22 protein-coding genes are annotated in these 22,485 nt (G+C 72.9%); 16 read left to right on the forward strand and 6 right to left on the reverse strand.

Annotation, left to right across the window (positions count from 1 at the left end):
* Window positions 1-13 precede the first annotated feature (13 nt).
* Window positions 14-397 (forward strand): hypothetical protein, encoded by a 384-nt coding sequence (locus LRP67_RS19490; protein WP_231271800.1) that lies wholly within the window; start codon window positions 14-16, stop codon window positions 395-397.
* 61 nt (window positions 398-458) lie between these two features.
* Window positions 459-614, forward strand: coding sequence for a hypothetical protein (locus LRP67_RS19495; RefSeq protein ID WP_231271801.1), 156 nt, complete (start codon window positions 459-461; stop codon window positions 612-614).
* On the opposite strand, the gene LRP67_RS19500 is transcribed toward LRP67_RS19495, so the two are convergent.
* Window positions 583-2,133 carry an FAD-dependent oxidoreductase gene (locus LRP67_RS19500; protein WP_231271802.1) on the reverse strand — a complete coding sequence of 517 codons (1,551 nt, stop codon included), beginning with the start codon at window positions 2,131-2,133 and terminating at the stop codon, window positions 583-585. The genes LRP67_RS19495 and LRP67_RS19500 overlap by 32 nt on opposite strands.
* 61 nt (window positions 2,134-2,194) lie before the next feature.
* On the opposite strand from LRP67_RS19500, the gene hrpA reads away from it, so the two are divergent.
* The 4 genes from hrpA (at window position 2,195) to LRP67_RS19520 (ending at window position 8,706) form a co-directional block, all read left to right on the forward strand.
* The gene (hrpA, locus tag LRP67_RS19505; RefSeq protein WP_231271803.1) at window positions 2,195-5,998 is read left to right on the forward strand and encodes an ATP-dependent RNA helicase HrpA; all 3,804 of its coding nucleotides are present in this window, start codon (window positions 2,195-2,197) and stop codon (window positions 5,996-5,998) included.
* A 10-nt stretch (window positions 5,999-6,008) separates the two neighbouring features.
* Window positions 6,009-6,605, forward strand: coding sequence for a hypothetical protein (locus LRP67_RS19510; RefSeq protein ID WP_231271804.1), 597 nt, complete (start codon window positions 6,009-6,011; stop codon window positions 6,603-6,605).
* A gap of 152 nt (window positions 6,606-6,757) precedes the next feature.
* Window positions 6,758-7,225, forward strand: a complete 468-nt coding sequence (locus LRP67_RS19515) for a type II toxin-antitoxin system PemK/MazF family toxin (protein WP_231271805.1) — start codon at window positions 6,758-6,760, stop codon at window positions 7,223-7,225.
* A gap of 89 nt (window positions 7,226-7,314) precedes the next feature.
* Window positions 7,315-8,706 carry an ABC transporter substrate-binding protein gene (locus tag LRP67_RS19520; protein ID WP_231271806.1) on the forward strand — a complete coding sequence of 464 codons (1,392 nt, stop codon included), beginning with the start codon at window positions 7,315-7,317 and terminating at the stop codon, window positions 8,704-8,706.
* Here LRP67_RS19520 and LRP67_RS19525 read toward each other — a convergent pair whose 3' ends face one another.
* Both LRP67_RS19525 and LRP67_RS19530 read right to left on the reverse strand, forming a co-directional pair.
* Window positions 8,707-10,041: a ribonuclease D gene (locus tag LRP67_RS19525; RefSeq protein ID WP_231271807.1), complete on the reverse strand. Its 1,335-nt coding sequence runs from the start codon at window positions 10,039-10,041 to the stop codon at window positions 8,707-8,709.
* Window positions 10,041-10,667: a DUF3000 domain-containing protein gene (locus LRP67_RS19530; protein WP_231271808.1), complete on the reverse strand. Its 627-nt coding sequence runs from the start codon at window positions 10,665-10,667 to the stop codon at window positions 10,041-10,043. Before LRP67_RS19530 ends, LRP67_RS19525 begins: the two co-directional genes overlap by 1 nt.
* Window positions 10,668-10,738: 71 nt before the next feature.
* Between LRP67_RS19530 and hemE the strand changes: the two genes are divergently transcribed.
* Window positions 10,739-11,785: a uroporphyrinogen decarboxylase gene (gene hemE, locus LRP67_RS19535; protein ID WP_231271809.1), complete on the forward strand. Its 1,047-nt coding sequence runs from the start codon at window positions 10,739-10,741 to the stop codon at window positions 11,783-11,785.
* A gap of 3 nt (window positions 11,786-11,788) precedes the next feature.
* Here hemE and LRP67_RS19540 read toward each other — a convergent pair whose 3' ends face one another.
* Complete coding sequence (locus tag LRP67_RS19540) at window positions 11,789-12,562, reverse strand: NYN domain-containing protein (RefSeq protein WP_231271810.1); 774 nt, start codon at window positions 12,560-12,562, stop codon at window positions 11,789-11,791.
* A 42-nt stretch (window positions 12,563-12,604) separates the two neighbouring features.
* Window positions 12,605-13,540 (reverse strand): DUF4349 domain-containing protein, encoded by a 936-nt coding sequence (locus tag LRP67_RS19545; RefSeq protein WP_231271811.1) that lies wholly within the window; start codon window positions 13,538-13,540, stop codon window positions 12,605-12,607.
* A gap of 111 nt (window positions 13,541-13,651) precedes the next feature.
* Here LRP67_RS19545 and LRP67_RS19550 point away from each other — a divergent pair, with 111 nt between their 5' ends.
* From LRP67_RS19550 to hemQ, 5 genes are all read left to right on the forward strand, one after another.
* Window positions 13,652-14,812 carry an LLM class flavin-dependent oxidoreductase gene (locus LRP67_RS19550; RefSeq protein WP_231271812.1) on the forward strand — a complete coding sequence of 387 codons (1,161 nt, stop codon included), beginning with the start codon at window positions 13,652-13,654 and terminating at the stop codon, window positions 14,810-14,812.
* The gene (locus tag LRP67_RS19555; RefSeq protein ID WP_231271813.1) at window positions 14,809-15,330 is read left to right on the forward strand and encodes an NAD(P)H-dependent oxidoreductase; all 522 of its coding nucleotides are present in this window, start codon (window positions 14,809-14,811) and stop codon (window positions 15,328-15,330) included. The genes LRP67_RS19550 and LRP67_RS19555 overlap by 4 nt, the downstream gene beginning before the upstream one ends.
* Window positions 15,327-15,836, forward strand: a complete 510-nt coding sequence (locus LRP67_RS19560; protein WP_231271814.1) for a flavin reductase family protein — start codon at window positions 15,327-15,329, stop codon at window positions 15,834-15,836. The genes LRP67_RS19555 and LRP67_RS19560 overlap by 4 nt, the downstream gene beginning before the upstream one ends.
* A 128-nt stretch (window positions 15,837-15,964) precedes the next feature.
* Window positions 15,965-17,344 carry a protoporphyrinogen oxidase gene (hemG, locus tag LRP67_RS19565; RefSeq protein ID WP_231271815.1) on the forward strand — a complete coding sequence of 460 codons (1,380 nt, stop codon included), beginning with the start codon at window positions 15,965-15,967 and terminating at the stop codon, window positions 17,342-17,344.
* Window positions 17,341-18,051, forward strand: coding sequence for a hydrogen peroxide-dependent heme synthase (gene hemQ / locus LRP67_RS19570; protein ID WP_231271816.1), 711 nt, complete (start codon window positions 17,341-17,343; stop codon window positions 18,049-18,051). The genes hemG and hemQ overlap by 4 nt, the downstream gene beginning before the upstream one ends.
* 63 nt (window positions 18,052-18,114) lie before the next feature.
* Here hemQ and msrB read toward each other — a convergent pair whose 3' ends face one another.
* Window positions 18,115-18,525 (reverse strand): peptide-methionine (R)-S-oxide reductase MsrB, encoded by a 411-nt coding sequence (gene msrB, locus LRP67_RS19575; protein WP_231271817.1) that lies wholly within the window; start codon window positions 18,523-18,525, stop codon window positions 18,115-18,117.
* 79 nt (window positions 18,526-18,604) lie between these two features.
* On the opposite strand from msrB, the gene LRP67_RS19580 reads away from it, so the two are divergent.
* From LRP67_RS19580 to LRP67_RS19595, 4 genes are read left to right on the forward strand one after another with little or no spacing between them, the layout of a single operon-like run.
* Window positions 18,605-19,678, forward strand: coding sequence for a ferredoxin reductase (locus LRP67_RS19580; protein ID WP_231271818.1), 1,074 nt, complete (start codon window positions 18,605-18,607; stop codon window positions 19,676-19,678).
* A 58-nt stretch (window positions 19,679-19,736) separates the two neighbouring features.
* Window positions 19,737-20,978, forward strand: a complete 1,242-nt coding sequence (locus tag LRP67_RS19585) for an acyl-CoA desaturase (protein WP_231271819.1) — start codon at window positions 19,737-19,739, stop codon at window positions 20,976-20,978.
* Window positions 20,978-21,388: a hypothetical protein gene (locus LRP67_RS19590; protein WP_231271820.1), complete on the forward strand. Its 411-nt coding sequence runs from the start codon at window positions 20,978-20,980 to the stop codon at window positions 21,386-21,388. Before LRP67_RS19585 ends, LRP67_RS19590 begins: the two co-directional genes overlap by 1 nt.
* Before the next feature lie 9 nt (window positions 21,389-21,397).
* Window positions 21,398-22,477 carry a DNA polymerase domain-containing protein gene (locus LRP67_RS19595; RefSeq protein WP_231271821.1) on the forward strand — a complete coding sequence of 360 codons (1,080 nt, stop codon included), beginning with the start codon at window positions 21,398-21,400 and terminating at the stop codon, window positions 22,475-22,477.
* The last annotated feature ends 8 nt before the right edge of the window (window positions 22,478-22,485 follow it).

Raw genomic sequence — 22,485 nt, forward strand, 5'->3', positions numbered from 1 at the left:
GGAGGTTTCACCTGTGAACGAGCACGAGACCCAGCCCGTCCAGCCCCCGCACAAGACCAGCTGGCGCCAGCGCAGCCTCGGCGCGCCGATCGTGGCCGGCGTCGCGGCGCTCTGCCTGATCCTCGGGGGCCTCGGCGGTGCGGCCGTGAGCGCCTGGGCCGACGACGACGAGCCGGACGGCTTCGGCCCGGGCGGCGGACGGTTCCAGGAGCACGGTGGCCACCGGGGCGGCCACCACGGTGGGCCCGGGCTGATGATGCCGCCCGGCTCCTACGGCGACGACGAGTACGACGGCGACCAGGGCGGACTGCCGTTCGGCGAGCAGCCCGACTCCGAGCAGCCCGAGGCGCCGGAGTCCGGGACGCCCGAGCCCGACACCGGAGACGGCGACGCCTGAGCAGGTCCGCCTCCGCACCCAACCGACTCGCGCTCCGTTGAGGAGGTAGAGAGCAGCGGAGGTGCGATGGACAGGGGCCGGAGTCGAGGGCTGGCAGGCGGTCTACGCCGGAGCGTCGTACCGCGTCACGGTGTCGTTCGTCCCGGACACCGGGGAGTTCCCGCTCGAGCGGGCCCTCGCGTTCGTCACCGACCCGCGCTGGCAGCCGACCCGCTGAGCATGTCCCGCACGGCCAGCGACGCGAAGACCATCGCCGAGCCCAGCGGGGCGCCGGGGCCGGGGTAGACGGGGCCGAACACCGAGGCGGCGCAGTTGCCCGCCGCGTAGAGGCCAGGCATCGGGGAGCCGTCGTGGCGCAGCACGCGCCCGGCGGCGTCGGTGACCAGGCCACCCTTGGTGCCGAGGTCGGAGAGCACGAAGCGGGCGGCGTAGTAGGGCGGACGGTCGCAGGGCCTCAACGCGGAGTTGGGCCCCTCGCCGCCGGCGAAGAAGGTGTCGTACTCGTCGTCCCCGCGGCCGAAGTCCTCGTCGAGGCCCTTCTCGCAGAAGCCGTTGAAGCGCGCGACGGTCGCGACCAGGGCGTCGGCGGGCACGCCGATGGTGGCCGCGAGCTGCTCGACCGTGTCGGCCTGCGTCCACGTGCCGGCGGCCAGGTGCTCGACCGGGTCGCCCTCGGGCATCGCGATGGCCGGCAGCCGCCCGCCCTCGCGGGAGTCGAAGACCAGCCACGACGGCACCCGGGTCGCCCTTCCCCCCACGGCCGCGGCCATCTCTCGACCCAGGCGGTCGTAGGGCTGCGCCTCGTTGGCGTAGCGGTGGCCGGATGCGTCCACCATGAGCCCGCTGCGCAAGCCGAGCGTGAACGACCCGCGGCCGTCGGGGTGCTCCAGTCCGGGGCAGAACCAGCCGAGGGCGCTGAAGTCGGTGGCCGCCCCGAGCGCGATCGCGGCCTGGATCGGCTCGCCGGTGTTCGTGCCGGCCGGCGCCATCGTCCACGCCGCGTCGCCGGGAACGCCGCGCTCCTGGCGCAGGGCGGCGTTGCCCTCGTAGCCGCCGGCGGCCAGGAGCACGCCGCGGCTCGCGCCGAAGGTGAGCGGCCCTTCCGGTGTCATCGCCGCGACGCCGGTGACCCGTCCGTCGTCGTCGACGAGCAGCCCGGTGACCGGCAGGTTCGTCCGGATCTCACCGCCCGCGTTCGCCAGAGCCGCGGCCAGCCGGGCGATCAGCGACTGTCCGCCGGTCAGGGTGCTCCGGCCGGGCTCCCCGGCGCGGTCGCGCTCGACCGGCGGGCGCACGAGGTCGGTCACCTGGGCCGGCAGATCGCCGCGCCGGACGTTCGTGGGCTGGATGGAGCGCCCGGAGGCGACCCGGCCGGGGGCGTCGTAGTACTCCGGGAACGGCAGCCACTCGAAGTCGACGCCCAGGTCGTCCTCCAGTGCGGCGACGAGCTCGGGCGCGTGCGCGAGAAACGCCTCGACCAGCTCGTCGCCGGGGTCCCGCAGGATCGCGTCGAGGTAGGTGCGCGCCGACTCGATGGAGTCCGCGATGCTCGCGCGCTGCTGCACCCGGCTGCCCGGCAGCCAGCACGCCCCGCCGGAGTAGGCCGACGTCCCGCCGATCAGGCTGGTCTTCTCGACCACCACCACCGACAGTCCCGCCGTCGCCGCGAGCGCGGCCCCGGTGAGTGCGCCCCCGCCCGAGCCGACCACGACCACGTCGTACCGCTGCTCCGTCACCGCGCGATCCTTGCAAGTAGAACCTGTTCTAGCAAGGCCGTCCGGCACAATGGGCCGGGCCATGACCGAGACCCAGCAGCTCCAGATCGTCTACCCCGCGGAGCTGCCCGTCAGCCAGCGACGCGAGGACATCGCCGCCGCGATCCGCGACCACCAGGTCGTCATCGTGGCCGGGGAGACCGGGTCGGGCAAGACCACCCAGCTGCCGAAGATCTGCCTCGAGCTCGGGCGCGGCCAGGGCGGGCCCGACGGCAAGCTCATCGGGCACACCCAGCCGCGGCGCATCGCCGCCCGCTCGGTGGCCGAGCGGATCGCCGAGGAGCTCGGCACCGACCTGGGCGACCTGGTGGGCTACCAGGTGCGGTTCACCGACCGGACCTCGCGCAGCGGCCGGGTCAAGCTGATGACCGACGGCATCCTGCTGGCCGAGCTGCAGCGCGACCGCGAGCTGCGCCGCTACGACACGATCATCATCGACGAGGCCCACGAGCGCACCCTCAACATCGACTTCCTGCTCGGCTACCTCAAGCGGCTGCTGCCGCGGCGCCCCGACCTCAAGCTGGTCATCACCAGCGCGACGATCGACGTGGAGCGCTTCGCCAAGCACTTCGACGCCCCGGTGGTCGAGGTCACGGGCCGGACCTACCCGGTCGAGGTGCGCTATCGACCGCTGGTCGAGCGCCCCGAGGAGGACGAGGAGGGCGAGACGGTCGTCCGCGACCAGACCGAGGCGATCGTCGACGCCGTGCGCGAGCTGTGCGCCGAGGGCCCAGGCGACATCCTGGTGTTCTTGCCGGGCGAGCGCGAGATCCGCGACACCGCCGACGCCCTCGGGGACGCCCGGCTCGAGCGGCTCGGCACCGTGGAGATCGTGCCGCTGTACTCGCGGCTGTCGGCCGCCGAGCAGCACCGTGTCTTCTCTCCCCACTCCGGGCGCCGGGTCGTGCTGGCGACCAACGTGGCCGAGACCTCGCTGACGGTCCCCGGGATCCGCTACGTCGTCGACTCCGGCGTCGCGCGCATCTCGCGCTACTCCGTGCGCACCAAGGTGCAGCGGCTGCCGGTCGAGGCCATCAGCCAGGCCTCGGCCAACCAGCGCTCCGGGCGCTGCGGCCGGGTCGCGGCCGGCATCGCCATCCGGCTGTACTCGCAGGAGGACTTCGAGTCGCGCCCGGAGTTCACCGAGCCCGAGATCCTGCGCACCAACCTGGCCTCGGTCATCTTGCAGATGGCCTCGCTCGGGCTCGGCGACGTGGGACGCTTCCCGTTCGTCGAGCCGCCCGACAAGCGCAACGTCCACGCCGGCGTGCAGCTGCTGGAGGAGCTCGGCGCGCTGTCGGGCGGCAAGCTCACCAAGCTCGGCCGGCGCCTCGCCCGGCTGCCCATCGACCCGCGACTGGCGCGGATGATCATCGAGGCCGAGCGGCTCGGGTGCGTGCGCGACGTGGTGGTGATCGCCGCCGCGCTGTCGCTGCAGGACCCGCGCGAGCGGCCCGCGGAGCTGCAGCAGCAGGCCGACCAGATGCACGCGCGCTTCCGCGACGAGAGCTCGGACTTCCTCACCTTCCTCAACCTGTGGCGCTACCTCAAGGAGCAGCAGGGAGAGCTCGGCAGCAGCGCCTTCCGGCGACTGTGCAAGCGCGAGTTCCTCAACTACCTGCGGGTGCGCGAGTGGCAGGACTTCGAGTCCCAGCTGCGCCGCGTGGCCAAGGAGATGGGCATCGAGGTCGGCAAACCGTCCGACGGCTCCGAGGGCATGGACTCCGACGCCATCCACCAGGCGCTGCTCTCCGGGCTGCTCAGCCACATCGGCATGCTCGAGGAGCGCGACAAGGAGAAGCCCCAGCGGGGCGGGCGGCGCCCGATGCGCGAGTACGTCGGCGCCCGCGGCGCGCGGTTCGCGATCTTCCCGGGCAGTGCGCTGGCGCGCAGGAGCCCGCCGTACCTCATGGCCGGCGAGCTGGTCGAGACCTCGCGGCTGTGGGCGCGGCAGAACGCGGCGATCCAGCCGGAGTGGGCCGAGCGCCTCGGCGGCGACCTGCTCAAGCGCACCTACTCCGAGCCGTACTGGTCCAAGAAGCGCGCCCAGGTGATGGCCCACGAGAAGGTGACCCTCTACGGCGTCCCGCTGGTCGCGGACCGGCTCGTGGGCTTCGGGGCGGTGGACCCGGAGTACAGCCGCGAGCTGTTCATCCGTCACGCGCTCGTCTACGGCGAGTGGTCGACGCACCAGAAGTTCCTCGCGCACAACCGGGCCCTGCTGGAGGAGGTCGAGGAGCTCGAGCACCGCCTGCGCCGGCGCGACATCGTCGTCGACGAGCACACCCTCTTCGATTTCTACGACGCCCGCGTCGGCAAGGAGGTCGTCAGCGGTGCGCACTTCGACCAGTGGTGGAAGCTCAAGCGCCGCGAGGACCCCGACTTCCTCACCTTCGACCCGGCGATGCTGCGCCACGGCACGGCCGACGAGGTGCGCGAGGAGGACTACCCGCAGGAGTGGTCGAGCGAGGGGCTGACCTTCGGTATCAGCTACCACTTCGAGCCGGGCAGCGCCGAGGACGGCCTCACCATCGACGTGCCGGTGGCGACCCTCAACCGGGTCGCGGCCGACGACTTCTCGTGGAACGTCCCCGGCCTGCGCGAGGAGCTGGTCACCAGCCTGATCCGCAGCCTGCCCAAGCGGCTGCGGGTGAGCTTCGTGCCGGCGCCCAACACGGCGCGGGAGTTCCTGGCCGCGGTGCCGGCCGGCGAGGAGCCGCTGCTCGACGCGCTGGAGCGCTACCTGCGCTCGACGACCGGGGTCGTGGTGCCCCGCGACGCGTGGGACTGGACCAAGGTGCCCGAGCACCTGCGCCCGACCTACCGGGTCGTCGGCGAGGACGGTCGCGAGCAGGCCCGCGGCAAGGACCTCGAGGCGCTCAAGGAGCCGCTGCGGCCGCAGTTCGCGAAGGCGATGGCCGAGGTGGCCAGCGACAGCGGGCTGGCGCGCACCGGTGAGACGGCCTGGGTGTTCGGCACCATCGAGGAGTCGTTCCGGCAGGTCCGGGCCGGCCACGAGGTGCAGGGCTACCCCGGCCTGGTCGACGAGGGCGACACCGTCGGGCTCGCCGTCTTCGGCTCCGAGGACGAGCGCGACGCGCGACACCGCCTCGGCGTCACCCGGCTGCTCGCGCTGACGCTGCCGCGCGCCGACCGGCCGGTGCTCGACGGCCTCTCCAACGCCGACAAGCTCGGCCTGGCCGGATCGCCGTACCCCTCGGTGGCGGAGCTGCTCGAGGACTGCCGCCTGGCGGTGCTCCAGGCCGTGGTCGACGCGCGTCCGGTGGTGCGCGACGAGGCGGCGTACGACGCCCTGGTCGCGGCCGCGCGCCCCGAGCAGGAGGCCGCGCTGCCCGGCGTGGTCGCCGACGTGCTGCGAGTGCTGGACGCCTGGCGGGCCACCGAGAAGCAGCTCAGCGGGCGCGCCGACATGACCATGCTGCCGGCGCTCGCCGACATGAAGGGCCAGCTCGAGCGGCTCGTGACGCGCGGCTTCGTGCGCGAGGCAGGCACGACCCAGCTGCGCGCCTACCCGCGCTACCTCGCCGCGCTCCAGGCCCGCCGCGACCGGCTCGGCGCCGGCGGCGGCGCGGTGGCCCAGGACCGGCAGCTCATGGACCGGGTGAGCGAACTGCAGGAGGCCTACCTGCACCAGGTGGCGGCCCTGCCGGAGGGCCGGCCGCCGGGCGAGCGGCTGCGTCGGGTGCGCTGGATGCTGGAGGAGTACCGGGTCTCGCTCTGGGCCCAGCACCTCGGCACGGCGTACCCGGTCAGCGACCAGCGGATCCGCAAGGCCCTGGGCTCGGCGGGCGCGAGCGCGACGTAGCCTGGAGCGCATGACGAGCCGGCCCCACCACCGCCCTGCGCGGCGCAGCGGCTCCTACTTCGACGAGATCATCGGCGGGGCCGACCCCGCGCTCGTGACGGAGGCGGGGGACCGCGCCGCGGAGCTGCTGGTGCGCGGGGCTCGGGAGAGCCACGACGACGCCGTCGCCGAGCGGCTCCTCCACCTGGCCGACACCGAGGGCATCGAGTCCATCGCGGAGGTCTGGTCGGGCTCGCCGGCCGACTCGCTCGCCGGCTGCCTGTGGCGCCTGTTCCTCCTCCGCTCGTGGGTCTACGCCGACTCGGCCGCCGTCGCGCGCGAGTTCGAGGCCGGTCGCGCCCAGGCGCAGGTCGCGCGCGTGGTGGCCGGCGTCGCCGACCCGCCCGGCATCGAGGAGCTGCGGACCATGGTCGACCAGGTCCTGCGCGGCATCGCCGGCGGCGACTTCGCCGACGTGCTGTTCCGCGCCGCGGCGTTCGCGCGCGTGGTCGCCACCGGCCGCGCCGTCCTGTCCGACGCCTCGCCGGCCGAGGTGCAGCGGATGCTGGTCCTCGCCGAGCAGCTGGAGGCCGCCGGCCACACCGAGCTGGCGCGCGGCCTGGCCTGAGCCGTTAAACTAGGGGTGAGTGCGCCGGGCCGCGGCAGCCCCGGGTCCCAAAATAAGCCGCTACGAGCGGCCATGCGCCGTGAGGCGCTCCCGGCTCGGCGCACTCGCTCACCTCGACCACGCGGGGCAGCTGCGGGACTAGGCTCGGGGACATGAGGACCGCCCGCATGATCCTGCGACGCCTGCTCGGCGCCAGGCCGACCGGCGCGACCGCACCGCTCGCCACGCCGAGCGGCGACGAGATCGGGTACGCGCCACAGGCCGACGGGCTGCCCGACCCGGGCGAGGTGGTCTGGGCGTGGGTGCCCTACGAGGAGGACGCGAGCCAGGGCAAGGATCGGCCGGTGCTGCTCATCGGGCGGCGCGGGGACGACCTGCTGGGGCTGATGCTGACGAGCAAGGACCACGACCGCGACGCCGAGGACGAGGCCCGCCACGGCCGGTACTGGCGCGACGTGGGGACCGGGGCGTGGGACCGGCAGGGGCGGCCGAGCGAGGTCCGGCTGGACCGGCTGCTGGTGCTGGACCCGGCCGTCGTGCGACGTGAGGGCGCGGCGCTGGCACGGACGGTGTTCGACGCGGTCCTCGCGGAGGCCGGACGACGGCACTCCCTGGCCTGATCGGTGACGGCCCGCCGGTAAGGTGGCCCGGGCGTGACCCCCGGGCCTCCTCCAGGAAGGCCGGCAGAGGCATGCGGACAGGGATCCAGATGAGGCTCGGACAGCGCGGCGTACGACGCCCTCGACTGGGAGTCGGCATGCTCGCGATCCTCCTGGCACTCGGCGTGGCGGCGGCCGGCTGCGACGGCTCCGAGCCGAGGTCGGGCCCGTCCCCGACGGTGTCCAGCAAGCCGCCGAAGGTCACCCAGCTGACCTTCGGGGTGTGGGGTCCGAAGGAGGAGGTCGCGGCCTACCAGGACCTCGTCGAGACCTACAACGCCGACAGCGTTGGCACCGACATCGAGCTGCTGACCTGGCCCAGCCACGAGGCCTTCAGTCGCGACCTCCGCTCCGAGGACCCTGAGAAGGTGCCGGACGTCTACCTGGCCTCGCGCGGTGACCTCGCCCTGCTCCGTGCCGGGGGTCTCAACCAGCCGCTGCTCGAGCTCCTCGACGAGCGGGGCGTCGACTACAGCGACGACTACGCGCGCGAGGCGCTCCTGGCGTTCTCCGCCGACAACGAGCTGCAGTGCATGCCCTACGGCGCCTCCCCGATGGTCATGTACTACAACACCGACCTGATCGACTTCGAGCGCATGCGCCAGCTGGAGCTGCCGGCCCCGGCCGACGACAGCCATGAGGGGTGGACGTTCGAGGAGTTCACGGCCGCGGCCAACTTCGCCACCCGCCCGCGCCGCGGCAGCCGCGGGGTCCACGTCGACCCGACGCTGCACGGGCTGGCGCCGTTCATCTACTCCGGCGGCGGCAAGCTGTTCGACGACGATGACGACCCCACGTCCCTCGCCCTCGCCGACGACGACTCCCGCGAGGCGCTCGGCATCACCCTCGAGCTGCTGCGCGATGCGTCCGTGACGCTCACCGACGAGCAGCTGGCCCGGGCCACTCCGCTGGAGTGGTTCAAGCGCGGCAAGCTCGGGATGATCCCCGGCTTCCGGGCGTTGACCCCCCAGCTGCGCCGGGTCTCGGGGCTGAGCTTCGACGTGATGCCGATGCCGCGGATCGACGACGAGGCGACGGTCGGCGAGCTCACCGGCCTGTGCCTGTCCTCGGATGCGGCCAGTACGGCCAAGGCCGCCGACTTCCTGGTCTACGTCGTCTCGCGCGACGCGACGGCTCGGGTCGCGGCCGAGGGTTACCTGACGCCAGCCAACCTGCCGGTCGCCGTGTCCGACGACTTCCTGCAACCCGGCCGGATGCCCGAGCACGCCGGGGTGTTCACCGAGAGTGTGGAGCGGATGGTCGTGCCGCCGCTCCTGGACGACTGGCCCCAGCTGGAGCGGGCGGTGTCGTCCACGCTGAGGCTGCTGCTGACCACCACGCTGCCCGACGTCGACGCATTGACGACCCAGATCGACGAGGAGTCGCGGGCCGTGCTGGACCCGGAGCAGACATCGGAGAGCCCGAGTCCCACGGACGAGTAGCTACTCGTCCGGCTCGACCTCGTCCGGCTGGACCTCGTCCGGCGCCGGCAGCGCGTCGGGCTGGTGCGCGGCCTCCTCGTCGGCCTGCAGGATCGCCGTCACGATGACCGGCGCGGCGAGCGCGATCTGCCAGCCGCGGGCGCCGTAGCCGGAGAGCTGGGTGACGACCGCGTCCACGAGCTCGTCGCCGCGACGGGTGGCCGGGGGCGACCAGAGGATGCGCCGCAGGAAGTCGGGGGTGAGGACGTTCTCGACCGGGAGGTTGCGCTCCTCGGCGAGCGCCGTCATGGCCTCGCGGGCGAGCTGCAGCCGGCGGGCGGCCACTGGGTCCTTCTCGGCCCAGACCCGCGGCAGCGGAGGTCCGTCTCCGCGCGGCGCGCGCGTGGGCAGGGCGTCCTCGTCGAGCTCGGCGACCTCGCGCAGCGCCGCCGCGAACCGGCCGGCGTAGCGTTCCGCGCCGCGGCCGTGGAAGCCCTTGGTGGCGAGCAGCGCGTCCCGGTCGAGTGGCATCGCCTGCGCGGCGGCCACGATCGCGGAGTCGGGGACGATCCGGCTGGGGGTGACGTCGCGCTGCTGAGCGAGTGAGTCGCGCAGCTCCCACAGGGCGCGTACGGCGCCGAGGGCGCGGCGCCCGCGCACCCGGTGCAGTCCGGACGTGCGGCGCCAGGCGTCGACGCGCGGGGCGGGCACGAAGGTGCGCAGGTACTCGAACTCCTGGCGCGCCCATTCGTCCTTGCCGGTCTCGACGAGCTCAGCGGCGAGCAGGTCGCGCAGCTCGACGAGCACCTCGACGTCCAGGGCGGCGTATTCGAGCCACTCCCGGGGCAGCGGGCGGGTCGACCAGTCGACGGCGGAGTGCTCCTTCTTCATCCGCCGACCCAGCAGCGTCTCCACGAGAGTGGCCAGGCCGACTCGCGGGTAGCCCAGGAGCCGCCCCGCCAGCTCGGTGTCGAACAGCGCGCTGGGGTAGAGCCCGACCTCGTTGAGGCACGGCAGGTCCTGGGTGGCGGCGTGCAGGATCCACTCGGTGCCCTCGAGGACCTCCTGCAGCGGGGCCAGCGACTCGAACGCGATGGGGTCGATGAGCGAGGTGCCGGCGCCCTCGCGGCGCAGCTGGATCAGGTAGGCGCGGTTGGAGTAGCGGTAGCCCGAGGCCCGCTCGGCGTCGATCGCGACCGGGCCGGTGCCGGCGGCCAGCGCGTCGCACACCGCACGCAGCGCCTCGTCGGTCTCGACCACGTCGGTGAGGCCGTCGCGCAGCACCAGCAGCTCGGCGAGCGGAGGTGGCTCCTCGAGGGGCTCGCCGACGTCGGAGGGTGGGGGATCGGAGGTCATCAGCGGCCGGTGCCCCGCTGCCCGCGGCGCCCGGGCATGACCGTCACGCCCTCGGGGACGGGCGGCAGCCCCACCGCGGTGCAGAGCAGCTCACCCCAGGCCTCGACGTGCGGGCCGACGTCGAGCCCCGCGCCCGGCCGGGCGAGCGGGGTCCACGAGGCGCGGATCTCGAGCTGAGCGGCACCCTCCTCGTCCGACATGCCGCCGAAGCTCTCGGTGGCGACGCGCGTGACGGTGCCGGAGACGGCGGTGTAGGCCGCGCCGTGCGACGCCAGCGCCTCGGTGAGCCAGCTCCAGCCGACGTCGGCCAGGAGCGGGTCGGTGATCATGTCCAGCTCGATCTCCGCGCGGGCGTAGGCCACGCAGCGGAAGGTGCCGTCCCAGGCGTCGTTGCCGGCGGGGTCGTGGAGCAGGATGATCCGCCCGGTGCCCACGTCGGTCCCGTCGACGGTCACGTCGGCGGACAGCGCGGCGGCGTACGGCGCGATGCGCTGCGGGGCCGGCATCTCCTCGCAGAAGATCTCCGGGCGCAGCGTGGCCGCGCGCATGGTCGCGACCGCTTCCTGGAACTCCGGAGGGCTCGCGTCGGCTCCGGAGCCCGACCGAGTCTCCTGACGGACCACCATGAGCCCACAGTAGGGCGGGGCCGACGAACCCTTGTGCGAACACGCCGGGGGCCACCTGGGAGGCTTGGCGCATGGTCCCGCCTCCCCGTCATCCAGGGCTCGCCGACAGCGCCTTCCTCAAGGCCGCCCGCGGCGAGCCGGTGCCGCACACGCCGGTGTGGTTCATGCGGCAGGCCGGGCGATCGCTGCCGGAGTACCTCAAGCTGCGCGAGGGCGTCGGCATGCTCGAGTCGTGCATGCGCCCGGAGCTGACCGTCGAGATCACGCTCCAGCCCGTCCGCCGCTACGGCGTCGACGCCGCGATCTTCTTCTCCGACATCGTCCTGCCGCTCAAGGCGGTCGGCGTCGACCTCGACATCAAGGCCGGCGTCGGGCCGGTGGTGGCCCACCCCGTGCGCACCCTGGCGGACGTGGCGGCGATCCCGGACCTCACCCCCGAGCACGTCCCCTTCATCACCGAGTCGGTCCGAACGCTGGCCTCCGAGCTGGGGGCCACTCCGCTGATCGGGTTCGCGGGCGCGCCGTTCACCGTGGCGTCGTACCTCGTCGAGGGCGGGCCGTCCAAGGAGCACGCCAAGACCAAGGCGATGATGTTCGGCGCGCCGGAGGTCTGGGACGCGCTCATGCGCAAGATCTCGCAGATCTCCGCCGCCTACCTCGAGGTCCAGGTCGCGGCCGGCGCCTCCGCGGTCCAGCTGTTCGACTCGTGGGCCGGCGCGCTCACCCCGGTCGACTACGAGGCGCAGGTGATGCCGCACTCCGCGCGGGTCCTGGCTCGCGCCGGCGAGCTCGGCGTGCCGCGCATCCACTTCGGCGTCAACACCGCCAGCCTGCTCGGGCTCATGGGCGAGGCCGGCGCCGACGTCGTCGGCGTCGACTGGCGTACGCCGCTCGCCTCCGCGATCCCCGCCGTGGGCGACCGAGCCGTCCAGGGCAACCTCGACCCCACGCTGGTGTTCGCGCCCACGGAGCTGATGACGGCCCGGGCCGCCGACGTGATCGAGGCCGGCCGCGCCGCCCGGGGCCACATCTTCAACCTCGGGCACGGCGTCATCCCCTCCACCGACCCCGACCAGCTCAAGAGGCTCACGGACTTCGTGCAGGCGTACCCGGTCTAGTCGCTAGCCCTTCTTCGCCGCGCGCTTGCGGGCGGTGGCCTTCTTCGCCGGCGCCTTCGTGGGCGCCTTGAGCCGGACCTGGGCCTGGCCCGTGGCGGAGAGGTCGACCTCGAGGTAGTCCTGGGCGCTGAGCAGGGCGCCGAGCCGCGGCGAGCCGTAGTCGCGGGCGTCGAAGGAGGGGTTGTTGGCGCTGATGTAGCTGCCGACGGCGCCGAGGGAGGCCCAGCCGTCGTCGTGCGAGGTGCTGTCGATCGCGGCCACCAGGATTCGGCGCAGGTCGGGCCGGCGCGCCGGCGACTCGACGTCCGCCTCCTCGGCCTGCTGCTCCTCCTTGGTGTCGGCGTCCAGCAGCTCGAGGTAGATGAACCGGTCGCACGCGGCGACCAGGGAGGCGGGCGTCTTGCGGGCGCCCAGGCCGTAGACGGTCAGGCCGGACTCCCGCAGCCGCGTCGCCAGGCGGGTGAAGTCGCTGTCGCTCGACACGATCGCGAAGCCGTCCAGGTGCCCGGCGTAGAGCAGGTCCATCGCGTCGATGATCATCGCGGAGTCGGTGGAGTTCTTGCCCGAGGTGTTGGCGAACTGCTGCACCGGCTGGATGGCGTGCTGGGGGAGCGTGTTCTTCCAGCCCACCAGGTTCTGCGTCGTCCAGTCGCCGTAGGCGCGCTTGACCGTCGGCAGCCCGTAGCGGGCCACCTCCCGCAGCACCGCCCCCGCGTGTTTCGGGGATGTGTTGTCGGCGTCGATCAGGACGGCAAGGCGGCTGGTCTCGGAGGGCACCTGCCCATGATGCCCGGCTCGTGATCGCCTGCCCGTCAGGGGTCAGGCCTCGGCCACCGGGGAGGTACGCCGTCGCGCCACCCGCCGGACCAGGAGCCGCGTGGGCCAGACCAGCAGCGCCAGCACCAGCAGGAACGGCAGCGCCGCGCCCAGCGCCGTCGCCAGGGCCACCGTGAGGTTCTTGAAGCCGGTCCAGCCGCTGTCGAGACCCGCCACGAAGCCCCGGTCCTCCTTCTCCTCCGCCTTGTCCGCTGGCGCCTCGGTCCGCTCGATCGAGAGCGTGATCGTGGCCTGGGCGGTCTGGTCGGCGAGGTAGGCCTGCTGGCGCTCCAGCGAGGCCAGGTCGGCCTGGCGGGTGGACAGCTGCCGCTCGACGGCCACGATGTCGCGGATGCTCTGCGCCCGGTCCAGCAGCACCTCGATCCGCCGGATGCTGCGCCGCTGCACCCGCACCCGGATGTCGACGTCGAGCACCTTCGTCGTGACGTCCTGGACGTTGCTGCTCGAGGTGACCAGGTCGGCGGCGTCCTCCAGGCCCGCCATCGCCTCGTCGAAGCGTGCGGAGGGCACCCGGAGGACGAGCCGCGCCCGCGTGGCCGCTCCGGCCTGACCGGTCGCGGTGTCCTTCTGCACGACCTCGCCGGCGAAGGTGTCCACCACCTGCTGCACGTCGAAGAGCGCCTGCTCGACGTCATCGGAGCGCAGCTGCACGTTGCCCTGGGAGATCAGCTTGCGCTCGTCAGGGACGTCGGCGACGCCGGTCGCGGCGTTGCGGCCGGTGGAGGCGTCGAGCGCGGAGAGGGCGTCGGGCCGGTCGGCGTCGGTGTCCCTTGCGGGAGCCTCGCGCTCGGACAAGGCGGCGTCGCCGCCGTCGGACCCGCCCGACCCGCCCGAGCAGGCGGCGACCGTGGTGACGAGCAGGACCGCGAGCGCGGCCGTGGTCAGGCGGCGGCGAAGGCCGGTGGAGGCGGGGGTCATGTCGCTTCGACGGCCCCGGGAACGGGTCGGTTCCCGGCGCTCCGACTTGCGTCCCCGACAAAAGTCCAGCAATCTGATACACATAAGCGTGAAACGCCGAAGGAGGCCCGTATGAGCAAGCTGAGGTTCCACTGGTTCCTGCCCACCAACGGCGGTGACGGCCGTCAGGTCGTCGCCGGCGGCCACGGTGTGGAGGCCGGTGCGTCGGGTCGTCCCGCGTCGGTGGCCTACCTCGGCCAGATCGCGCGCAGCGCCGAGCAGCTCGGCTTCGAGGCGGCCCTCACGCCGACCGGCGCATGGTGCGAGGACGCCTGGGTCTCGACCGCGATGCTCAGCTCGGTCTCGGAGCGGCTGAAGTTCCTGGTCGCGTTCCGCCCTGGCCTCACCGCGCCGTTCCTGGCCGCGCAGATGGCCGGCTCCTTCCAGAACCTCTCCGGCGGGCGGCTGCTGCTCAACGTCGTCACCGGCGGCGAGAGCCACGAGCAGCGGATGTTCGGCGACTTCCTGGACAAGGACGGCCGCTACGAGCGCTGCGACGAGTTCCTCACCATCGTGCGCCGGCTGTGGGCCGGCGAGACGGTCACCTTCGAGGGCACGCACCTCTCGGTCGAGGACGCCACGCTGTCGCAGGTGCCGGACCCGCTGCCCGAGATCTACTTCGGCGGCTCGTCGCCCGCGGCCGGAGACGTCGCGGCGAAGCACGCCGACGTGTATCTCACCTGGGGCGAGCCGCCCGAAGCCGTGGCCGAGAAGGTCGCGTGGATCCGCAAGCTGGCCGCGAAGGAGGGGCGCGAGCTCCGCTTCGGCATCCGGCTGCACACGATCGCGCGCGACACCTCCGAGGCCGCGTGGGCCGAGGCGGACCGGCTGCTGGCCGGCATCGAGGAGGAGCAGATCGCCAAGGTCCAGGCAGGGCTCAAGCGCAGCGAGTCGGAGGGCCAGCGCCGGATGCTCGAGCTCAACCAGGGCTCCAAGGACGGCCTCGAGATCTACCCCAACCTGTGGGCCGGGGTCGGCCTGGTCCGCGGCGGTGCCGGCACCGCGATGGTCGGCAGCCACACCGAGGTCGCCGACCTGATCGAGAAGTACGCCGAGGTCGGGATCACCGAGTTCGTACTGTCGGGCTATCCGCACCTGGAGGAGTCCTACGCCTTCGGCGAGGGCGTGCTGCCGGAGCTGGCGCGGCGCGGCCGGTGGGAGCACCCCGCCCCGGTCGCCACGACCGCCTCCGTGCCGTTCGGCGCGTCCGCCGGCGCGAGGGCGGCCTCGTGACCGCTCGCGTCGCGGTCGTCGTCGGCAACCCCAAGCCCGCGTCGCGCACGCTGGACGCCGCCACCTACCTCGCGGCCGAGCTGAGCGGCCAGGCGCCCGACCTCGTCGTGGACCTGGCCACCCTCGGCGCCGGGCTGCTGGACTGGGGGGACCCGGAGGTCGACGACCTGGTGCGCCAGGTGAGCCGGGCCGGGCTCGTGGTGGTCGCCAGCCCCACCTACAAGGCCACCTACACCGGCCTGCTCAAGCTGTTCCTCGACCGGTTCGCCCCGCAGCGCGGCACCGGCCTGCGCGGGACCGCCGTACCGCTGATGTTGGGTGCGGGACCCGGCCATGCCCTCGCGCCGGAGTTCACGCTGCGCCCGGTGCTCGCCGAGATCGGCGCCCCGGTGTCCCTGCGCGGGCTCTACGTGCTCGACAGCGCCTACGACGACCCGTCGGCGTACGCCGAGTGGCTGGCCACCGCACGTCCGGTGGCCCGTGCGCTCCTCGACTCTGCCGCGGGAGTCCCCTCATGAGCGTGAGCCCCCTGCCCACCAACCAGGACCTCGACCCGCAGCGGCTGCGTGAGGCGTTCGGGATCTTTCCCAGCGGTGTCGTGGCCGTGGCGGCGGAGGTCGAGGGACGGCGCGTCGGGCTGGCGGCGAGCTCGTTCACCTCGGTGAGCCTGGACCCGCCGCTGGTGTCGTTCTCGATCGCCAACACGTCGAGGACCTGGCCGGACCTGCGCCGCGCCGAGCACCTCGGCGTGACGATCCTGGCCGCTCACCACGGCGACGTCTGCCGCCAGCTCGCGGGGCCGGTCGACCAGCGCTTCGACGGCATCGACGTGACCGCCACCGAGGACGGTGCGCTCACCCTTGACGAGGGCCTGGCCCGCTTCGACTGCACCATCCACCGCGAGGTGGAGGCCGGCGACCACACGATCGTGCTGCTGCAGCTGCACGCCGTGGAGCACGCCGACACCTCGCTCCCGCTGCTCTTCCACCGCAGCGGCTTCGGACAGATGGCCAAGCCGGCCTGAGTCCTCCCGATCACCTCGCGCCGTCGCCACACTGCCCCCCCTCGCGGCCGCGCCGGGGGCAGGGGGCGGGACCGTGCACCCGGTCGCGACGGCGCGAGGGTCTGGGTGCGGTCTGAGACGATGGCGGCGTGCACAGCCGAGTCATCGTCGTCGGGGCCGGCGTCGCCGGCCTCACTGCCGCCCACGACCTGAGCGCCGCCGGGCACGACGTGCTCGTGCTCGAGGCCGCCCCGCGCACCGGCGGCAAGATCCTGCGCCACGAGGTGGCCGGCGTCGCGGTCGACGTCGGTGCCGAGGCGATGCTCAACCGCCGTCCCGAGGGGGTCGGCCTGGCCCGCGCCGTCGGGCTGGAGGTCGTCCACCCGGCGCTCGCCTCGTCGCGGATCTGGACGCGCGGGGCGCTGCGGCCGCTGCCGCGCTCACTGATGGGCGTCCCGCTCGACCTGGAGCAGCTCGCGGCCTCCGGCGTGCTGTCGGAGGCCGGGCTGGCGCGGGTGCGCCAGGAGCCGTCGCTGCCCCCCGAGCGGATCGAGGGCGACCTCTCGGTCGGCGACCTGGTGGCCCGGCGCTTCGGCGACGAGGTGACCGACCGTCTGGTGGAGCCCCTGCTGGGGGGCGTGTACGCCGGTCACGCGCGGCTGCTGTCGGCGCGGGCGTCGGTCCCGCAGCTCGTGGCGTTCGCGGAGCGCGGGTCGCTGCTGGAGCAGGCCGCCGCGATCCCCACGACGTACGACCTGCCGGTCTTCGCAGGCCTGCCCGGCGGCATGGGTGGGCTGACCGAGGCGCTCAGCGCGCGGGTCGACGTGCGCACCGGCTCGACCGTCCGGTCGCTGGAGCGCGACGGACGCGGCTTCGCGCTGGGTGTCGGGCCGACCACGGCGACCGAGCGGATGAGCGCCGACGCGGTCGTGCTCGCGACCCCGGCGGCCCCGACCGCGCGGCTGCTGGAGGGCCTGGCGCCGGTGGCGTCCGCCGAGCTCCGCGAGGTGGAGTACGCCTCGATGGCGGTCGTGACGCTGGCGTTCCGGGCGGCGGAGGTCGCGGCGCTGGAGGAGACCGGCTCGTCCGGCTTCCTGGTGCCGCCGATCGACGGCCGCAGGATCAAGGCGTCGACGTTCTCCTTCGCCAAGTGGGACTGGGTGCGCTCCGCGGGTGCCGCCGAGGGGGTCGTGCACCTGCGCACCTCCCTGGGCCGTCACGGCGACGAGGCCGCGCTGCAGGCCTCCGACGAGGAGCTCGTGGCCGTCTCGCTCGCCGACCTGGCCGACGCCACCGGCCTAGACGCGCGACCGGTCGACACCCACGTCCAGCGCTGGGGCGGCGGGCTGCCGCAGTACGCCGTGGGGCACCTCGACCGGGTGGCCCGCATCCGGGCCGACGTCGCCCGGGTGCCGGGCCTGGCGGTGTGCGGTGCGGCCTACGACGGCGTGGGGATCGCGGCCGTCGTGGCCTCCGCGCACCGGGCCGCTGCCGAGGCCGTGCGCGGCGACGGCACAATGGAGCCATGAGCGAGACGCAGTCCAAGGCCGCCCGGGTCCGCGAGATCAACGACTCCATCCGCTACACGATGTGGTCGGTGTTCAAGCTCGAGACCGTCCTCGGCGACGACGCCGACCGCGCCGCCATCGGAGCCGAGGCGGAGAAGCTCTTCGCCGAGCTCGACGAGGCCGACGTCATCGTGCGCGGCGTCTACGACGTCAGCGGCCTGCGGGCCGACGCGGACCTGATGCTGTGGGTCCACGCGACCACCAGCGAGGAGCTGCAGCTGGCCTACCACCGCTTCCGCCGCACCGAGCTGGGCCGCCGCCTCGCGCCGGTCTGGTCGCAGATGGCACTGCACCGCCCCGCGGAGTTCAACAAGAGCCACGTGCCGGCGTTCCTCAACGACGAGGAGCCCAAGCGGCACATCTGCGTCTACCCGTTCGTGCGCTCCTACGAGTGGTATCTGCTCGAGGACGACGAGCGTCGCCGGATGCTCGCCGAGCACGGCAAGATGGCCCGCGACTACGCCGACGTCCGCGCCAACACCGTGGCCAGCTTCGCGCTCGGCGACTACGAGTGGATGCTGGCGTTCGAGGCCGACGAGCTCTACCGGATCGTGGACCTGATGCGCCACCTGCGCGGCTCCGACGCCCGCCGCCACGTGCGCGAGGAGGTGCCGTTCTACACCGGCTCCCTGACCCCCGTCTCGGAGCTCGTGCAGCGCCTCCCCTGACCCTCCGATCGCTGACCCGTCAGATATGTGACGGGTCAGCGGGGATGTGCGTCAGTTGACGGGTCAGTCGGTCGTGGGGTCGACCGGCTCCAGGGTCAGCGAGATCGAGTTGATGCAGTAGCGGTCGCCGGTGGGAGTGCCGTAGCCGTCGGGGAACACGTGGCCCAGGTGGGAGCCGCAGTTGGCGCAGCGGACCTCGACCCGCCTCATGCCGGCGGAGTCGTCCTCGAGGTACTCGATCGTGTCACTGATCGGCTGGTAGAAGCTCGGCCAGCCGCAGCCCGAGTGGAACTTGGTGTCGGACTCGAAGAGCTTGGCCTGGCACGCCTTGCAGCGGTAGATGCCGGTGGTCTCGGTGTCGGTGTACTCCCCGGTGAACGCGCGCTCCGTGCCCGCCTTGCGCAGGACGGCGTACTCCTCGGGCGAGAGCTCCTCGCGCCACTGCTCGTCGGACTTCTCCACCTGATAGCTCATGGGCACCACCGTAAGGGGCGACCCAAGTCACCCCTCCGGCCGGTTGACGTTCTCAGTCAACACCTGTTCACTGAATGGGGTGACGACCACGATCCCCTGGGAGCGCGTGCGGAAGGCCGGGTCGAAGCTGACCACGCCGCTGCACCCCGACGACTACCTCTCCCTGCTCAACCCGCTGTGGAGCTCGCGCGAGCTCCGGGGGCGGGTCGAGGAGGTCATCCCGGAGACCGACGACGCCGCCACGCTGGTGATCCGCCCCGGCTGGGGCTGGCACTACGAGCACCGTCCCGGGCAGTACGTCGGCATCGGCGTGCAGGTCGAGGGCCGGTTCCAGTGGCGCTCGTACTCGGTGAGCTCTCCGCCCAGGCGGCGTGGGCGCACGATCTCGATCACGGTGCGGGCGATGCCCGAGGGCAAGCTGTCCTCGCACCTGGTCTCCGGGCTGGCGCCGGGCACCATCGTGCGGCTGGCCAAGCCCGAGGGCGACTTCGTGATGCCGGACCCGCCGCCGGGCAAGGCGCTCTTCCTGGTCGGCGGCAGCGGCATCACGCCGGTGATGGCGATGCTGCGCACGCTCGACCGCCGCGACACGATGCCCGACGTCGTCCTGCACTACTCCTCGACGACCGCCGAGCGGATGATCTTCCGCGACGAGCTGACCGCCCTGGCCGACAAGCACCCGTCGTTCGCCTTCCACCAGCTGCACACCGACGTCGACGGCATCCTCGACCTCGCCGAGCTGGACCGCGTGTGCGACGACTGGCGCGACCGCGAGACCTGGGCCTGCGGCCCGGGCCCCATGCTCGACGCGGCCACCGAGCACTGGGAGTCCGCTGGCCTCGAGGACCGCCTGCACGTGGAGCGCTTCTCCCTGGAGCTCGGCGGCGAGGGCGGCGAGGGCGGGACGATCAGCTTCCGCAACTCCGGCAAGTCCGTCGACGCCGACGGCGCCACGACCATCCTCGAGGCCGGCGAGGAGGCCGGGGTCGGGATGCCCTACGGCTGCCGCATGGGCATCTGCCACACCTGCACGGTCACCCTCGTCTCCGGCACCATTCGCGACCTGCGCAGCGGCGACGAGTTCGGCCAGCCCAACGAGCCCGTCCAGACCTGCGTCACCGCCGCCGTCGGCGACTGCACCCTCGACATCTGAGTTTCGAGGCTCGCTTCGCTCGCACCTCAACCACCGAGCACCACGAAAGGAACCTGACATGGCCATCGCCGACGTCAAGGAGTACACCCACCTCACCGAGGACGAGGTCGAGCAGCTGGGACGCGAGCTCGACGCGATCCGCGCCGACATCGAGGAGTCGCGCAGCGCCGATGACGCGGCGTACATCAACCGCCTGATCAAGCTCCAGCGCGGGCTCGCCGCCGCCGGTCGGGTGACGCTGATGGCGGGCACCCAGTCTCGCCGTACGCGCGTGCCGGCGGCCGTGCTGGGCGGGAGCATGCTGGGCCTGGCCAAGATCCTCGAGAACATGGAGATCGGCCACAACGTCATGCACGGCCAGTGGGACTGGATGAACGACCCGGAGATCCACTCCAGCAACTGGGAGTGGGACACCGCGCAGCCGGCGGAGCAGTGGAAGCACTCGCACAACTACGTGCACCACCAGTTCACCAACGTGCTGGGCCATGACAACGACATCGGCTACGGCATCATGCGAATGGCGCGCGAGCAGAAGTGGCACCCCTACTACCTCGGGCAGCCGGTCTACAACGCGCTGCTGGCCTCGCTCTTCCAGTGGGGCGTCGCGCTCCACGACCTGGACCTGGAGCGGATCCGCAAGGGCGAGAAGGACCCGAAGGAGATGAAGCGGCAGCTGCGCCAGATCGTGCGCAAGGGCCGTAACCAGATCCTCAAGGACTACGTCGTCTACCCCGCACTGTCGGGTCGGCAGTGGAAGACCACGCTGGTGGCCAACGCCAGCGCCAACCTGGCGCGCAACCTGTGGTCCTACATGATCATCTTCTGTGGGCACTTCCCCGACGGGGCGCTGCACTTCACCGAGGAGGAGCTCGAGGACGAGACCCGCGCGGAGTGGTACCTGCGCCAGATGCTCGGCTCGGCCAACTTCGAGGGCGGCCGCACGCTGCACGTGCTCAGCGGCAGCCTGGGCTACCAGATCGAGCACCACCTGTTCCCCGACCTGCCTAGCAACCGCTACCCCGAGATCGCGGTCAAGGTGCGGGCGCTGTGCGACAAGTACGACATCCCGTACACGACCGGTCCGCTGCACCGCCAGTACGGCCAGGCGCTGCGCACGATCATGAAGCTGTCGCTGCCCAACCACATGACCAGCTCCGACGACCCGGCCCCGCCGGAGCGCCGCGACACCGCCGACGAGCCGCCGCGCGATCGCAAGCGGCGCCCGGACTCCGAGCGCCAGCCGCGGCGTCGCGAGCTCGGCGCCTACGCGCGCAGCCCCCGCGAGCGGGAGCACGACTGATGGACGCCGCGCCGACCACGTTCGCCGAGCTGCCGCTCGACCCGCGGCTGGGGGTGCCCGTGCCGTTCGCGTGCTCGAGCCCGCGCGACCTCGACAAGCGCCGGGTCACGCAGTGCGCGCTGAGCCGCGTCTGCGGGGTGTGCGGCGCCGGCCTCGGCCGCCCGATCGCGTTCCTCGGCACCGGGCGTGAGGAGGCCCGCAACGCCTTCCACTTCCCGCCGACCCACGAGGAGTGCGCCACGGCCCTGCTGGCGGCGTACGACGGCGTGGGTGAGGGCGTGCTGGGCCAGGACGAGGCCGTCAACGCCTGGGTGCTGGTCACGACGGCGGCCTTCGAGTTCGTGCGGCCCGGGCGCGAGGACCTGGACCGGCGCCCGACCTTCCAGCCCACGGCGGTGCTGTCGCGTTAGGTTGACGGCATGCCGAAGCCGCCAGCCGCCGAGGTCGACGCCGGGGGACGCGCCGTGCGCGTGTCCAGCCCGGACCGGGTGATCTACGAGGCGACCGAGACCACGCCCGAGGTCACCAAGCTGATGGTGGCGCAGTACTTCGCCAGGGTCGACGACGGGCTGATGCGCGCCCTGCGCGACCGGCCGACCGCGCTGGAGCGCTGGCCGGCCGGCGTCCGGCCGGGGATCAAGCTGGCCACCGGGCGGCCGAACGAGAAGGCCGACGCGTTCTACCAGAAGCGGGTGCCCAAGGGGGCGCCCGACTACCTCGAGAGTGTTGAGATCACCTTCCCGTCCGGGCGCCCGGCGGAGGAGATCGTGCCGACCGAGATCGCGGTGCCGGTGTGGTGCGCCCACATGGGGACCCTCACCTTCCATCCGTGGCCCGTGCGTCGCAGCGACGTCGACCGCCCTGACGAGCTGCGCATCGACCTGGACCCCCAGCCGGGCACGACGTTCGGCGACGCGGTGCGGGTGGCCGGCGTGGCGCGTGAGCTGCTGGAGGAGCTGGGCATACGGGGCTATGTGAAGACGTCGGGAAATCGCGGCGTCCACGTCTACGTGCGGATCCGCCCGGAGTGGGAGTTCGCCGACGTGCGGCACGCCGCGATCGGCTTCGGTCGGGCGCTGGAGCGCCGCGACGACCAGGTGACCACGGCGTGGTGGAAGGAGGAGCGCGGCGAGCGGATCTTCGTCGACTTCAACCAGAACACCCGCGACCGCACGATCGCGTCGGCGTACTCGCTGCGCCCGATCCCGGGCGCTCCGGTGTCGACGCCGCTCACCTGGGAGGAGCTGCCGGAGGTCACCGACCCGAGTGTCTTCAACCTCTTCACGGTGCCCGACCGGCTGGCCGACGGCGACCCGTGGGCCACGATCGACGACGAGGCGTTCTCGCTGGAGCCGCTGCTGCGCCTGTGGGAGGAGCTGCCGGGCGGCGAGCTGAACTACCCGCCCGACCACCCGAAGATGCCGGGTGAGCCGCCGCGCGTGCAGCCGTCCAAGAAGGTGGCCGAGCACTGGGACGAGGACGGCAACCGGCTCGGATAGGGTCCTTC

It is taken from the genome of Nocardioides sp. cx-169 (assembly GCF_021083605.1).
In the GTDB taxonomy this organism is placed as follows: Bacteria; Actinomycetota; Actinomycetes; order Propionibacteriales; family Nocardioidaceae; genus Nocardioides.